This window comes from Flavobacteriales bacterium (genome assembly GCA_016699575.1).
In the GTDB taxonomy this organism is placed as follows: domain Bacteria; phylum Bacteroidota; class Bacteroidia; order Flavobacteriales_F; family PHOS-HE28; genus PHOS-HE28.
Genome location: CP064979.1, coordinates 1,974,637 through 1,987,811, shown reverse-complemented (window position 1 = coordinate 1,987,811; position 13,175 = coordinate 1,974,637). Strand labels below are relative to the sequence as shown.

Sequence of the window (13,175 nt, the reverse complement as noted above, 5' to 3'; positions counted from 1 at the left end):
GGGTTGCAACTTAGTAAGCAATCCCCGCGAACCGAGGCTTTCCCATCTTTGCGTCATGGGGTTTGAATGGGCTTCTCCCTTAGTAATGGGAATGGTGTTGCCGGTATGTGTAGAAGCACAGGTCATCCCCTATTTCGAGGGTAAGCTGGATTGCGATACGGCCAGAAACACACTGGAGCTCAGCCTTTGTGCACGCCATCAATTGGACAGCTTGGAGCAGGCCCTCGAGACGCTCGTCGCGCAACAAGTCCATGAACTCGATTCGATGATCGAATTTGGACGTTGGCATGTCATGGCTTCAGATGAAGGAGACGAACAACGGTTGCAGGATGAAGCTCTTGAAGCTGACTCGGTGAAGACGGCCCTAGTACGTGATCAAGCGAGCTTCAAGGCTTATCTGAACGACCACACCTCCTTTGTCTTTGAGCTGAACAAGAGTGGTACCGGTCGCACCTTGTTGGCGAACGAAGCAGGGATCCGGCTGGTAAGAGAACGACTGGCCTTGCTGAGAGAGACTTTCCTCGAATAAAGCGCTACTCCTTCGTCACCGTCGCCACCAAGTAGTCGCGGTGCAGCCGTGCGATGTGCTCGAGGCTGATGCCTTTCGGGCATTCCACCTCACACGCGCCGGTGTTGCTGCAATTGCCAAAGCCCTCCTTGTCCATCTGCTCCACCATGGCGAGCGCACGACGCTTGCGCTCGGGCTTGCCTTGTGGCAACAGTGAGAGCTGCGAGACTTTCGCTGCGGTGAACAACATCGCGCTGCCGTTCGGGCAGGTGGCCACGCAGGCACCACAACCGATGCAGGTAGCTGCATCGAACGCCTTGTCGGCGTCGTCCTTCGGGATGGGCACCGCGTTGCCATCAACGAGGTTGCCGCTGGTGTTCACGCTCACGAAACCGCCGGCCGCCTGGATGCGATCGAAGGCGCCGCGGTTGGTCGCAAGGTCCTTGATCACGGGGAATGCAGCACTGCGCCAAGGCTCCACGTAGATGGTGTCGCCATCCTTGAACTTGCGCATGTGCAACTGGCAGGTGGTGATGCCACGGCCCGGACCATGCGCTTCGCCATTGATGAAGAGGCTGCACATGCCACAGATGCCCTCGCGACAATCGTGGTCGAACGCGATGGGGTCATCGCCTTTGCGCACGAGGTCGTCGTTCAACACATCGAGCATTTCGAGGAACGACATGTCCTCCGACACATCGCTCACTGGATAGTCCACGATCTTGCCTTTGTCGTTGGGGCCGTTCTGGCGCCAAACCTTCAATGTCAGTTTCATGTTGCCCATCTGCCTTGCTGTTCGTGCAGGTCGACCCCATGGGTCGACGCTACGGGATCATTTATATGAACGTTGGGTCAGTTTCACCTCGTCGAAGGTCAGTGCCTCCTTGTGCAGGTTCGCCTTGCCAGCATCGCCTGTCCACTCCCAAGCTGCCACGTACGCGTAGTTGGCATCGTCGCGTTTGGCCTCTCCTTTCTGCGGACCGTCCATCTCCTGGTACTCCTCGCGGAAGTGGCCGCCGCAGCTTTCGTTGCGGTTGAGGGCATCCACGCACATCAGTTCGCCTAGTTCCAGGAAGTCGGCCACGCGACCGGCTTTCTCCAGCTCCTGGTTGAACGCGTTGCCGCTGCCAGGTACGCGGACATCGCGGTAGAATTCCTCGCGGATCTGGCGGATCTCCGTGATCGCTTCCTGCAAGCCTTGGGCGTTACGCGCCATGCCGCACTTGTCCCACATCACCTTACCCAAGCGACGGTGGAAGTCGTCCACAGGCTTGGTGCCCTTGTTGTTGAGGAAGTGGTTGATGCGGTCCTTCTGCTCCTTCTCGGCCGCATCGAACTCCGGACGCTTTGTGTCGATGGGTCCGGTGCGTATGTCATCGGCGAGGTAATCGCCCACGGTGTATGGGATCACGAAGTAGCCGTCGGCGAGGCCTTGCATCAGGGCTGAAGCACCGAGGCGGTTCGCGCCATGATCGCTGAAGTTGGCTTCGCCCAATGCGAAGAGTCCGGGGACCGTGGTCTGCAGGTTGTAATCCACCCACAGGCCGCCCATGGTGTAGTGCACGGCCGGGTAGATCTTCATCGCGTGGTCGTAGGGGTTCTCGCCGACGATGTTCTCGTACATGTCGAAGAGGTTGCCGTACTTCTCGCTCACCACGGCACGGCCGAGCTCGGTGATCTTCTCCTTCGTCGGGTTCTGGATCTTCTGGATGTTGGCCTGCTGCTTCCCGTAGCGCTCGATCGCAGCGCTGAAGTCGAGGTACACTGCCTCGCCGGTCTTGTTCACACCGAAGCCCGCATCGCAACGCTCTTTCGCAGCACGACTGGCCACGTCGCGTGGCACCAGGTTCCCGAAGGCCGGATAGCGACGCTCGAGGTAGTAGTCGCGATCCGTTTCAGGGATGTCGCTGCCTTTCTTCTTGCCCTCGCGGATTGCTTTCGCGTCCTCAAGTTTCGCTGGCACCCAGATGCGGCCATCGTTCCTGAGCGACTCCGACATCAGCGTGAGCTTGCTCTGGTGCGTGCCGCTCACGGGGATGCACGTCGGGTGGATCTGCGTGTAGCACGGGTTGCCGAAGAAGGCACCGCGCTTGTGCGCTTTCCAAGCCGCCGTGACGTTGCTGCCCATGGCGTTCGTGCTCAGGAAGAACACATTGCCGTAGCCGCCGGTGCAGAGCAGCACCGCGTGCGCGCCATGGCGTTCGATCTCGCCGGTGATCAGGTTGCGGGCGATGATGCCGCGTGCCTTGCCATCCACGATCACGACATCGAGCATCTCGTGGCGATCGAACATTTGCACCGCGCCCTTGCCGACCTGGCGCATGAGCGCGCTGTACGCGCCGAGCAACAACTGCTGTCCTGTTTGTCCGCGGGCGTAGAACGTGCGGCTCACCTGCACGCCACCGAACGAACGGTTGTCGAGCAGTCCACCGTAGTCGCGGGCGAAGGGAACACCTTGCGCCACACACTGATCGATGATGTTCGCGCTCACTTCCGCCAAGCGGTACACGTTGGCTTCGCGGGCGCGGTAGTCACCGCCTTTCACGGTGTCGTAGAACAGACGGTAGGTGCTGTCGCCGTCGTTCATGTAGTTCTTGGCGGCGTTGATGCCGCCCTGCGCAGCGATGCTGTGCGCACGGCGGGCGCTGTCCTGGAAGCAGAACGCCTTCACGCTGTAGCCCTGTTCGGCGAGCGATGCCGCAGCGGCACCACCTGCCAGGCCCGTGCCCACCACGATCACGTCGATGCGGCGCTTGTTCGCCGGGTTCACGATACGCGCGTGCCCCTTGTGGTAGGTCCACTTCTTGTCGATGGGACCGGGCGGGATCTTACTGTCGAGCTTGCTCATTAGGGTACAAGGAGCTTGAAATGGATGGCGAGAGGCATCGAGACGAAGAGCAGAGAGATGATGGTACTGAACACCACCCCCGACATCTTGATGATCGGATTGTATCGCTTGTGGTTGAGGCCGAGGCTTTGGAAAGCACTGGAAAAGCCGTGCAGCAGGTGCCAGAAAAGGCTGATGCAGCCGAGCACGTACAGCACCACGGGAATGGGACTTTCGAAGACACGCACCATCTCGATGTAGAGGTCGTGGTGGCCGGGCATGCCAGCGATCTCATCGAGCCCGGTGATGCGGCTGGGCACCCAGAAATGCCAGAGGTGCATGATGAGGAAGAGCAGCAACAAGGTGCCGAGGATGCCCATGCTTGCACTGTACCAGCTCCGGTTCGCGCTGCCCTTCTCCATGGCATACTTCACCGGACGGGCTGAACGGTTCTGGCTCCAGAGCATCAAGCCGTCCACGATGTGGGCGATGAGGCCGATGAAGAGGCCGATCTCGGCGGTACGGATCAGGATGTTGGTTCCCATGAAGTGCGCCCACTTGTTGAAGGTGGCGCCACCATCGTTCCAGAAGATCTGGGCGTTGATGGTGGCGTGCACCACCAGGAAGCTGATAAGGAAAAGGCCCGTGAGGGCCATCCAGTACTTCTTGACGAGCGACGATCCGAAGAGTCCTTTACTGGCCATGCTGATGCGTTGGGAACGACCGCAAACTTACGGGCCGGGTCGTTGGTGATGAAGACTTTCCGCGATGCTCGGAGGCAAATGGAGCGCGCGCCGGGGGCACGCGCTCCACGCACCGCTATTTCATGCCTGCAAGTTTGCCCTTCAGCATGTTGATCACCGCGATCTCGGTGGGGTCAACTCCCTTCTTGCCAGCCCAGTACAGGCTTACCCAGTCGCCCAGGTTGATCAGGTACAGCTGGCGCGCGAACGCCGTGTCGCCCTTGCTCCACACGTCGTGCACGTGCGGGGTGTAGCGGCTGAAGACATCCTTGTTGATCTCCATGCGGATCTGGCTCCGTTCATGATCCTCTTTGTGCCGGAAGATCACCACCGCAATGTCGTTCTTGCCCCCGGCCCAGCCCACCAGTTCGTTGTGGTTCATTTCGGGGATGGCGTGGTGCCAGCAGAGTTCCTTGCTGTTCTCGTTCACTTGCTGGCGGAAGCGGATGCTCACCGCCTCGGTGCTTGCCTCGCTGTAGATCACCAACCGCTTCCCGAAGAGCTTCTCCGTGAGGTCTTTCGCGGCTGCCTGTATCTGTGCCTTGTCCTTCTCCAGCATATCGGCCGCTGTCTTGATGGCCCCTTCGAACCCGTCGCCGATGATGCCGAAGTGGCGCAGCACGAAGAACTGCTGCACGAGCGAGTAGGCCAGCATGGTGCGCGGCGGATTGCCCCCGGGGATCACAATGTGGTCCAACCCCTTTGCCTTGGCTTGCTCCAGCATGGCGCCGCCGCTGGTCACCACACACACGCGGGCGCCTTTGGCCAGCGCTTGCTCCATAGCAGCCATGGTCTCCTCCGTATTGCCGCTGTAGCTGCATGCGATCACCAGGCTCTTGTGGTTCACATAGCCCGGCAGGTAGTAGTTGTTGTACACCTCGATGGGGCATTTGGCCTCCTTGTGCACCAGTTGCGCGGCAATGCGACCGCCAATGCCGCTTCCACCCAGCCCGGTCACCACCACATTGGTGTAAGGACCGCCCGGAGGTTTCAGTTCCGCCTTTCTACCGATCTCCAGCGCCTCCTTCAGTTGCCGGGGAAATCCATCAATGAGCTGCTCCATCCTTCCTGTACGATTGATTTTGCCGCGCTAAGGAACGTCCGTGGCGGCACCGGCCCTGCAAGGCGGTGTTATGATTTCCGCAACGGCGTGTTCGTAGACGGAGTGTTCGATCAATGACTTCACGTTGGACCTTTGTTGTATGGCGGCAGAAGCGGATGTAATCGTGGTCGGCGGAGGCTTGGCCAGCGCGGTCCTGACCGGGACTTTGGCCGCTCGCGGGCTTTCCACTGCGGTCTTCGACGTCCAAAAACCCTTCTCGGCCTCACGAGCAGCGGCCGGGGTCGTGAATCCGGTTTCAATGCGGCGTATGATCCCGGTGTGGCGGGCAACCGAGCTAATAGCCAAGGCCACGGCGTTCTACACGGATTTGGAGGTGCAGCATGAGGTTACGCTCTGGCATCCGCTGCCCATGGTGAGGCTCTTTGCCAATGCACGAGAACGCTCGGATTGGCAACGGAGAAGAGCGGACGTATCCATGGAACCCTTGCTTGGCGAGGCGGACGATGTCCCCCCGCACCGACTGAAGGCAGACCACGGCCATGGAACGGTGCGTGGGTGCGCATGGCTCGATATGCAGCAGCTGATCGCACTTCATCGAACACATCATGCGAGGGGCGGGATGTGGGTGGAGCGTGAAGTGGTGCCCGACGACGTGCAGGCCTGCGAAGAGGGTCTGACCGTCCACGACATACGCGCCCGCCATGTTGTGTGGTGCACCGGTGCCTTCGCTGGTTTGCCGGGCATGGTGCCCACGCGCGGCGAGGTGCTCAGCTTCACCGATCCGCAACTGCAATGTTCGGCGATGATCCACAGGAGCGGCTTTCTGCTTCCCGTGGGCAACGACCGTTACCGCGTTGGCAGCACGTTCGCGTGGGATGCCGTATGGGATGGCGCCACTGAAAGCGGTCGACAAGAGCTTCTGCGCAAGCTCAACGGCATAGTGACCGACCCTCCGAGCGGTCCGTTCGAGTTCGCTTGTGGTGTGCGACCGGCAACGCGCGACCGGCGCCCATTGTTGGGACAGGTCGCACCGCGGCAGTTCATCTTCAATGGGCTGGGCTCACGGGGAGCCTTGCTCGCACCCTGGTGCGCTGAGCACTTGATCGATCATATGCTCAACGGTGCGGCGTTGGATCCCGAGGTGGATGTGGCGCGCTTCGGAACAGCCTAACGAAAAGGGGTCGGTCCGGTCCTCACGAATTCGACCGTTCCGGCCTCATTTGCGGGAACAGCAGCACTTCTTGGATCGCCGGGTTGTTCGTCATCAACATCACCAAGCGGTCCACGCCGATGCCAACGCCGCTGGTGGGCGGCATGCCGTATTCCAGGGCACGGAGGAGCAAGGTACTTCGAGCTACTCCACGATCACTCATTCTCCGTTCCTCCAAGCCTCCAAACTGGCTCCTCTTTCCATGAGTCCGGCCAAGCCATGCGCCCTCTGGGAATTTTTGGATAGGCTTCAAGTAATCCCGCAATGCGTTTCGTGAGGCCGGTGTCTGGCATGAACGCTAAGAGCAAGTATTTCATCATGACCAGAGAGAAGTACACCCTAGTGGCTGATCGCTTGTCAGGGGTCGTAATCCAACGTTGCGAATCAACGACCTTGGGTATTACTGGAGCTGTAAGAATCTCCCTGTTCCAGAGCCTTGAATGGTGGGCACATGTGTTCCGAACCTCCGTGAGCGTATTGAGCCAAGAGGCTAGCACAGAGTCGTCCAGCCCATAGACTTCCGCAACCCTCTTCTTCAGAGGGCCGGGTTTCATGTTATAGTACATCTTCGAAAGCTGCCCAAGAGAAAGGTCTTGCAATGCCTCCCATGCCGGTGGATAGCGACTACCCTTGGCCCTTACAACGAAACCGTCTTCCTTCTGTCTCCTGCGATCGACTGATTTGGCAATCGCTATGAACAACTCAGCGTGGCGCACTGGATCCGTGAAGTGCTCCCGGTGCTCGTACCAATTGGCGTCCAGCGCAGAAGAAAACACATCGATGACCGTGGTCTTGATCGATGTCTCTATCCTCTCGATCTCGGCGAACACCAGGAGCCTTAATTCCCGGTCGAAGCGATAGGTGTCGATGACGCTCCTGAAGTCTGCGTCGGGCCTGAAACGCTTTACGATCTTGTCGCTTTCTAGCGCAGCGCCATCGGGTTCGTACCAAGTGTACCAGTATGGCCTGAGCCGACAATAGCCGATGTGGGCCAGTCGAACTTTCGCCCACTCCAGGTCAGGAACTACCATGCCTCGGTCTTGGAGCATCCTCACCTGTCGATCGAGAGAGAGGTGCTCGTATGGGTCTGAGACAACAATGGTGGCCATTGCCTGGATATCAAATGAAAGCCCCCCCTGGTGCGCTGTTCTGATGGGAAGCGTGGGGGGGTCAGTTGCGCGCAAATGTAGATGAACGTTGTTGATAAGTTGTTCGAGGAAATCCCGAAATCAACGAACAGGTGTTAACATATTGATTATCAGGCGATTTTGGAGGCGACACTATCGTTCCGGCCTCATTTGCGGGAACAGCAGCACCTCTTGTATCGCCGGGTTGTTGGTCATGAGCATCACCAAGCGGTCCACGCCGATGCCAACGCCGCTGGTGGGCGGCATACCGTACTCCAGGGCACGGAGGAAATCCTGGTCGATGAACATGGCCTCGTCGTCGCCGCGTTGCTGTAGTTCCAGTTGCGCCTCGAAGCGTTCGCGCTGATCGATCGGGTCGTTCAGTTCGCTGTAGGCGTTGGCCAGCTCGAAGCCGTTCACGAAAAGCTCGAAGCGCTCGGTGAGGCGCTCATCATCACGGTGCTTCTTGCAAAGCGGGCTCATCTCCACCGGGAAGTCGCACACGAACGTCGGCTGTATCAGCTCGGGTTGCACGAGCGCACTGAAAAGCTCATCGATCAATTTGCCCTTGCCCATGCTCGGCTCCACGTGGATATGGTGCTTGGCGCACAATGAACGCAACGCGGCCTCGTCCAGTTCCAGCACATCGGCTCCGGTCTTCTCCTTGATGGAGCCGCACATGGTGATCCGCTTGAACGGCGCCTTGAACTGCAGCTCGTTGCCTTGGAAGGTCGTGGTGCTCGTCCCGTTCGCAGCAATGCAAACTCGTTCGAGCATGCTCTCCATGAAATTCATCATCCAGCGGTAGTCCTTCCACGCCACGTATAGTTCCATGATGGTGAACTCCGGGTTGTGCGTGCGGTCCATGCCCTCGTTGCGGAAGTTGCGGCTGAACTCGAACACACCTTCGAACCCGCCCACGATGAGGCGCTTCAGGTAGAGCTCGTTGGCGATGCGCAAGTAGAGCGGCATGTCCAACGCATTGTGGTGCGTGATGAACGGACGCGCCGCAGCGCCGCCGGGAATGGGCTGCAGCACGGGCGTATCCACTTCGTGGTAACCTGCACCTGTCATGTGATCGCGCATGGCCGTGATGATGCGCGAGCGCTTGAGGAAGGTCTCCTTCACCCCGGGGTTCACGTTCAGGTCCACGTAGCGCATGCGGTAGCGCTGCTCGGGATCGGTGAACGCGTCGTGCACATTGCCTTGGTCATCGGTCTTCACCACCGGCAGCGGGCGCAGGGCCTTGCCCAGCACGGTGAGTTCCTTCACATGCACGGTAATCTCGCCCGTTCGCGTGCGGAACATGAAGCCCTTCACACCGATGAAATCACCGAGGTGGAGCAGGTGCCGCCATACCTCATCGTACATCGTCTTGTTGTCGCCGGGCGATACTTCATCGCGAGCGATGTAGATCTGCTGGTCGCCGCTGTGATCGCGCAGCACCGCGAACGATGCTTTGCCCATGACGCGAACGCTCATGATGCGGCCCGCCAGGCACACTTCCGGTTTGGGCGCTTCAACACCTTCCTGTGGCGCGGGCAGCAGTTGTTTCGCCTGCGCAGCCGTGTGGCTCACGGGATATTCCGCAGCGGGGAAGGGTTCGATGCCGAGCGCACGAAGTTTCTGCAAGGCTTCGCGGCGCACCAGCTCCTGATCGCTCAATTGGTCGGACATGCTCGTTGGGAAAGGGCGGCGAAGTTATCCGGGGGGATGCGCAGGAGAATACATGGACCACAGATGCATCCACGGATGAGGATGATGAAGATGATGCTCCAAGAGGGTCGGGGGCGCATTCTCCGCGCTCCCCGCGTCGGAGTTCGTCCCGACGAAGCAGGTGCGCGAGATCCCCTCTCCCAACAAAACGACTCCCGTGTGCCCTCCCTTCTACTTTTGCCGCCCCTTCAAAACACCCAATGCAGACGATCGACAGCTTCAACTTCTCGGGCCGCAAAGCCCTTGTGCGCGTTGACCTGAACGTGCCGATGGACGCGAACATGAACGTGACGGACGACACGCGCGCCCGCGCCATCGTGCCTACGGTGAAGAAGATCCTGCGCGATGGTGGCAGCGCCATTCTAATGAGCCATTTGGGCCGCCCCAAAGGCAAGCCCAACCCGGCCATGAGCCTCCGACCGGTCGCGAAGCACTTGGAAGGATTGCTCGCTACGCCCGTGCGTTTCGCGGAGGACTGCATCGGCGACAAGGCGAACCTCGCTGCTGCCGCGCTGCGCCCGGGTGAAGTGCTGGTGCTGGAGAACCTGCGCTACCACGAAGCCGAGGAGAAAGGTGACGAAGCCTTCAGCAAGCAGCTCGCCTCACTGGGCGATGTGTACGTGAACGACGCGTTCGGTACGGCCCACCGCGCGCATGCCAGCACCACCATCATGGCGAAGTTCTTCCCGCGCGACAAGATGTTCGGCTACCTGATGCAAGCGGAGATCGACAGCGTGGGCAAGGTGCTGGACAATCCGCAGCGCCCGCTCACCGCCATCATCGGCGGTAGCAAAGTGAGCAGCAAGATCGAAGTGCTGGAGAACCTGCTGGGCAAGTGCGACGAACTGATCATCGGCGGCGGTATGGCCAACACATTCGTGAAGGCCCAGGGCGGCAACGTGGGTGCTTCGCTCGTTGAGGACGACCTGCTGGAGATGGCGCGCACCATCATGAAAAAGGCCTCTGGGAAAGGCGTGAAGATCCACCTGCCGACCGATGCCGTGGTGGCCGATGCGTTCGCAGACACCGCCAACACCGATCAGTGTGCGGCCAATGCCGTTCCCGATGGCTGGATGGCTTTGGACATCGGCCCGGAGAGCATCAAGGCGTTCAGCGCGGCAGTGAAGCGTAGCAAGACCCTCCTCTGGAACGGACCGATGGGCGTGTTCGAGATGAAGAGCTTTCAAGCGGGCACCATCGCTGTGGCGAATGCTGTTGCCGAAGCCACAGCTGCGGGTGCGTTCTCGCTGGTGGGCGGCGGCGACAGCGTTGCGGCCGTGAACCAGTTCAACCTCACTGACAAGATCAGCTACGTGAGCACCGGCGGCGGCGCCATGCTCGAGTATCTGGAGGGAAAGGTGCTGCCGGGGATCGCGGCGGTGAGGGGGTGAGTCGTTCGCGCATAGCTTGGCGGTCACAGTTTCCGCATGCGCAAGTGCTATAACTCGCTGATAATTGTTGCTGCGCTTCTCGGTGCGCTCCTTTCCGGGCCGGCAGTTCTTGCCCAAGACACCTTGTGGTTTTCAGACGGAAGCCAAGTGCCGGGGCTTGTGTTGGAGGTTGGGGTGAACGAAGTCCGATACAAACGCACGGACAATCCCTCTGGGCCTACCTACTCTGTTCTAAAGTCCGATTTGCTGAGCATCTCTTATGCGGCCGGAACCAAGGATGTTTTTCGCACGACCGATATACCGCCGGTCCCCGCATCGTCCGGGAAATCAACCGAGCTATACGATTTCGGGGTTTCGGATGCGAAGGCCCACTACCGAGGCAAATGCGGAGCGGGAAGCACGTTCTGGACGAGTACACTCTTTACCCCTGTAGTCGGTCTCATCCCGGCCATCAGTTGCTCCGCGAACCAACCCAAAGACCCCAACCTCATGTACCCAGACATAGGGTTGATGCAGGTGCCGGAATATGCCACCGGCTATAAGCATCAAGCTTACAAGATGAAGCGGGGACGTGTTTGGAGAGCTTGGGCCATGGGCTTCTTGACGGCACCGCTTTTCTACGTTATCGCCGGCTCCGTATTGAACAATAACTAGTTGGACCGCACGCTTGTTCCATTCACCCCCGAAGACATCCACCACGTCTTCCGCGGCCTCTCGCACCCCGATGTGGTGCGCTACTACGCCATCAGCTTCGCGAGCCTGGAGGCCACGCAGGAGCAGATGGATTGGTTCGCTGCACTGGAGCGTGATGGCACGGGCTGGTGGCGCGCGATCCGTGCAACGGAGAACAACACCTTCCTCGGCGCCATCGGGATCTACAAGATCGATCGGCAGCATCGGCGTTGCGAGATCGGCTACTGGCTGCTGCCCGAGCATTGGGGCAAGGGCATTGCCAGCTGGGCCATGCCGCTGGTGATCGATCACGCGTTCAGCACCTTAGGCCTGCACCGCATCGAGGCGCAGGTGGAGACCGAGAACCACGCGAGCCGGAAATTGCTGGAACGTTTCGGCTTCAAACACGAAGGCACTTTGCGCGAGAGCGAATGGAAGGACGGAAAGGCCATCAGCCTTGACGTGTTCGCGTTGTTGGGCGGGGAGCGGGTGCCCTAGATCCGCTTGCGCCCTCTTGTTCGTTGCCGTGGGTGACGGCTTCCATGCACCACGCGCAAGATGACGACCTGGTCGCCATCTACCGTGTACGTGATGACATGCTTGAACACCCGCATGGGCATCATGCGGATATGGTCCGTTATGAGCGGTGCTCCACGCGGAAACAGCAGAATGGCGCGGGTGAATTCGTCGAATTCATCAATGAACCGCTGCTCAAGTCCTTCACGCTGGTCAGCGTACCACAACACGGCCTGCCGCAGGTCTGCCTCGGCATCCGGGCCGATGACCAAGCGCTTCATCGCGCCAGTTTCCGCAGGTCTTTCTTCACGTCCTCCCAAGCGCGGCCACGGACCGCACCACTGACCAACCGGTCGCGCAGTTCCTCCATTGCGACAAGCTCTTCGTGCGAGAAAACCGCGCCCCGCTCACCATCGAGAACTTGGCGTATGGCCGTCAGCTTCGCCTTGTCCTTCGTTCGAAGGATGCGCTTGGCCAAGAGTGATTGTTCGCTTTCCATGTTGCGCGGTCTGGTCATGCGAAACTACGGTCGGCTCACTTGTTGATCTCCGTCGTACGCGCCTGATCAACGGTCACGTTCGCCGCATCAACGGCCAGTTTCTCCTTGCTGGTTTCCACCATGCAATCGTTCCACAGCACGGTGAGCGTGGTGAACTGCATGTCGGCGATCTTGCCAGGGATCTCGATGGTCACCGTGAAGTTGTCCTCTTCGCCTCCGTTCAGCACCACGGGTTTCGACTTCGACTTGGTGGTGGCGAACACCTGGCCCGACGGGATGCGCACGCTCACCTTGCTCGGATCGACGATGGCCAGCGAGCTGCCCACGTACTTCACGTTGTACTTGGCGATGGTGATCTTGGTCTCCTGGTCCGCCTTCTGCAGGTTCACGGTGAACGGGCCGCCGCTCAATTCGTTCTTCGCCGCAGGCAGCGCTCCATCCTCCACGGCCACCGCGTTGCCCTTGCTGGCCGCGCGTTGGAAACCATCGGCGAAATCGATGCTGAAGGACTCCATGTGGTAGTTGGTGGCGCCGGTCATGTTCAACGTCTTGCCCTCCTTCTCGTACGGTCGGATCATGTACGGCTTCTCCTGGAACGCGATGGCCGCGTCGCCCATCTTCACCTTGAACTTGGTGGGGTCCACGAAGACGTAGTCGTTGGTCTTGTTGGTGACGCGGAACCGGAACTTGCAATAAGTGACTTCCGCCAGGATGTCTTCCATCTCCACCTTCACCACGCTGTTCTCCAACAGCACGTTGCTGTAGGCGAAGCGGTGGTCGGCCTTGTAGGTGGCTTGTTGGGCGGAGGCGGTCAGAACGGCCGGAGCAAAAGCAGCGGAGAAGAGCATTGATCGGATCATGTGGATGGTGTTGTGGGCCCCGCAAAGCAAGCGGTGTTCCACG

General features: G+C 59.7%; 14 protein-coding genes and 1 pseudogene. 5 read left to right on the top strand and 10 right to left on the bottom strand.

From position 1 onward, the window contains the following. The first annotated feature begins 55 nt into the window (after positions 1-55). Complete coding sequence (locus IPJ76_08235) at positions 56-529, top strand: DUF1311 domain-containing protein (GenBank protein ID QQR88182.1); 474 nt, start codon at positions 56-58, stop codon at positions 527-529. Positions 530-533: 4 nt separating this feature from the next. On the opposite strand, the gene IPJ76_08230 is transcribed toward IPJ76_08235, so the two are convergent. From IPJ76_08230 to IPJ76_08215, 4 genes are all read right to left on the bottom strand, one after another. After that, positions 534-1,283, bottom strand: a complete 750-nt coding sequence (locus IPJ76_08230; protein ID QQR88181.1) for a succinate dehydrogenase/fumarate reductase iron-sulfur subunit — start codon at positions 1,281-1,283, stop codon at positions 534-536. A gap of 57 nt (positions 1,284-1,340) precedes the next feature. After that, entirely contained in the window at positions 1,341-3,356 is a 2,016-nt protein-coding gene (locus IPJ76_08225) for a fumarate reductase/succinate dehydrogenase flavoprotein subunit (GenBank protein QQR88180.1), read from the bottom strand. Further along, entirely contained in the window at positions 3,356-4,039 is a 684-nt protein-coding gene (locus IPJ76_08220) for a succinate dehydrogenase cytochrome b subunit (GenBank protein QQR88179.1), read from the bottom strand. Before IPJ76_08220 ends, IPJ76_08225 begins: the two co-directional genes overlap by 1 nt. A 115-nt stretch (positions 4,040-4,154) precedes the next feature. Further along, positions 4,155-5,141 (bottom strand): bifunctional phosphoglucose/phosphomannose isomerase, encoded by a 987-nt coding sequence (locus tag IPJ76_08215; GenBank protein QQR88178.1) that lies wholly within the window; start codon positions 5,139-5,141, stop codon positions 4,155-4,157. 139 nt (positions 5,142-5,280) lie between these two features. Between IPJ76_08215 and IPJ76_08210 the strand changes: the two genes are divergently transcribed. Then, on the top strand, positions 5,281-6,312 hold the full coding sequence (locus tag IPJ76_08210) for an FAD-binding oxidoreductase (protein QQR88177.1): 1,032 nt from the start codon (positions 5,281-5,283) through the stop codon (positions 6,310-6,312). A gap of 22 nt (positions 6,313-6,334) precedes the next feature. On the opposite strand, the pseudogene IPJ76_08205 reads toward IPJ76_08210, so the two are convergent. The 3 genes and pseudogenes from IPJ76_08205 to lysS all read right to left on the bottom strand — a co-directional run bounded on the left by IPJ76_08205 (position 6,335) and on the right by lysS (position 9,155). Continuing rightward, positions 6,335-6,478: pseudogene (locus IPJ76_08205) on the bottom strand (hypothetical protein). 28 nt (positions 6,479-6,506) lie between these two features. Further along, the gene (locus tag IPJ76_08200; GenBank protein QQR88176.1) at positions 6,507-7,460 is read right to left on the bottom strand and encodes an Abi family protein; all 954 of its coding nucleotides are present in this window, start codon (positions 7,458-7,460) and stop codon (positions 6,507-6,509) included. Positions 7,461-7,631: 171 nt separating this feature from the next. Then, complete coding sequence (lysS, locus tag IPJ76_08195; protein QQR88175.1) at positions 7,632-9,155, bottom strand: lysine--tRNA ligase; 1,524 nt, start codon at positions 9,153-9,155, stop codon at positions 7,632-7,634. Positions 9,156-9,394: 239 nt separating this feature from the next. Here lysS and IPJ76_08190 point away from each other — a divergent pair, with 239 nt between their 5' ends. The 3 genes from IPJ76_08190 to IPJ76_08180 are packed head-to-tail and all read left to right on the top strand — an operon-like array spanning position 9,395 to position 11,755. Next, positions 9,395-10,585, top strand: a complete 1,191-nt coding sequence (locus tag IPJ76_08190; protein ID QQR88174.1) for a phosphoglycerate kinase — start codon at positions 9,395-9,397, stop codon at positions 10,583-10,585. A gap of 36 nt (positions 10,586-10,621) precedes the next feature. Further along, a complete protein-coding gene (locus tag IPJ76_08185) occupies positions 10,622-11,239 on the top strand; it encodes a hypothetical protein (GenBank protein QQR88173.1) in 618 nt (205 codons plus the stop codon). Further along, the gene (locus IPJ76_08180; protein ID QQR88172.1) at positions 11,240-11,755 is read left to right on the top strand and encodes a GNAT family N-acetyltransferase; all 516 of its coding nucleotides are present in this window, start codon (positions 11,240-11,242) and stop codon (positions 11,753-11,755) included. Here the strand turns inward: IPJ76_08180 and IPJ76_08175 are convergent. The 3 genes from IPJ76_08175 to IPJ76_08165 are packed head-to-tail and all read right to left on the bottom strand — an operon-like array spanning position 11,752 to position 13,132. Then, on the bottom strand, positions 11,752-12,054 hold the full coding sequence (locus IPJ76_08175) for a type II toxin-antitoxin system RelE/ParE family toxin (protein ID QQR88171.1): 303 nt from the start codon (positions 12,052-12,054) through the stop codon (positions 11,752-11,754). The genes IPJ76_08180 and IPJ76_08175 overlap by 4 nt on opposite strands. Then, entirely contained in the window at positions 12,051-12,290 is a 240-nt protein-coding gene (locus IPJ76_08170) for a hypothetical protein (GenBank protein QQR88170.1), read from the bottom strand. The genes IPJ76_08175 and IPJ76_08170 overlap by 4 nt, the downstream gene beginning before the upstream one ends. Before the next feature lie 17 nt (positions 12,291-12,307). Continuing rightward, positions 12,308-13,132, bottom strand: coding sequence for a hypothetical protein (locus IPJ76_08165; GenBank protein QQR88169.1), 825 nt, complete (start codon positions 13,130-13,132; stop codon positions 12,308-12,310). Positions 13,133-13,175: the final 43 nt, after the last annotated feature.

Excerpts from the sequence above, each read along its gene's own strand:
- IPJ76_08170 (QQR88170.1), bottom strand. The coding sequence starts at position 12,290 with ATGACCAGACCGCGCAACATGGAAAGCGAACAATCACTCTTGGCCAAG.
- IPJ76_08210 (QQR88177.1), top strand. The coding sequence starts at position 5,281 with ATGGCGGCAGAAGCGGATGTAATCGTGGTCGGCGGAGGCTTGGCCAGC.
- IPJ76_08185 (QQR88173.1), top strand. The coding sequence starts at position 10,622 with ATGCGCAAGTGCTATAACTCGCTGATAATTGTTGCTGCGCTTCTCGGT.
- IPJ76_08190 (QQR88174.1), top strand. The coding sequence starts at position 9,395 with ATGCAGACGATCGACAGCTTCAACTTCTCGGGCCGCAAAGCCCTTGTG.
- IPJ76_08165 (QQR88169.1), bottom strand. The coding sequence starts at position 13,132 with ATGATCCGATCAATGCTCTTCTCCGCTGCTTTTGCTCCGGCCGTTCTG.
- lysS (QQR88175.1), bottom strand. The coding sequence starts at position 9,155 with ATGTCCGACCAATTGAGCGATCAGGAGCTGGTGCGCCGCGAAGCCTTG.
- IPJ76_08230 (QQR88181.1), bottom strand. The coding sequence starts at position 1,283 with ATGAAACTGACATTGAAGGTTTGGCGCCAGAACGGCCCCAACGACAAA.
- IPJ76_08225 (QQR88180.1), bottom strand. The coding sequence starts at position 3,356 with ATGAGCAAGCTCGACAGTAAGATCCCGCCCGGTCCCATCGACAAGAAG.
- IPJ76_08235 (QQR88182.1), top strand. The coding sequence starts at position 56 with ATGGGGTTTGAATGGGCTTCTCCCTTAGTAATGGGAATGGTGTTGCCG.
- IPJ76_08215 (QQR88178.1), bottom strand. The coding sequence starts at position 5,141 with ATGGAGCAGCTCATTGATGGATTTCCCCGGCAACTGAAGGAGGCGCTG.
- IPJ76_08175 (QQR88171.1), bottom strand. The coding sequence starts at position 12,054 with ATGAAGCGCTTGGTCATCGGCCCGGATGCCGAGGCAGACCTGCGGCAG.
- IPJ76_08200 (QQR88176.1), bottom strand. The coding sequence starts at position 7,460 with ATGGCCACCATTGTTGTCTCAGACCCATACGAGCACCTCTCTCTCGAT.
- IPJ76_08220 (QQR88179.1), bottom strand. The coding sequence starts at position 4,039 with ATGGCCAGTAAAGGACTCTTCGGATCGTCGCTCGTCAAGAAGTACTGG.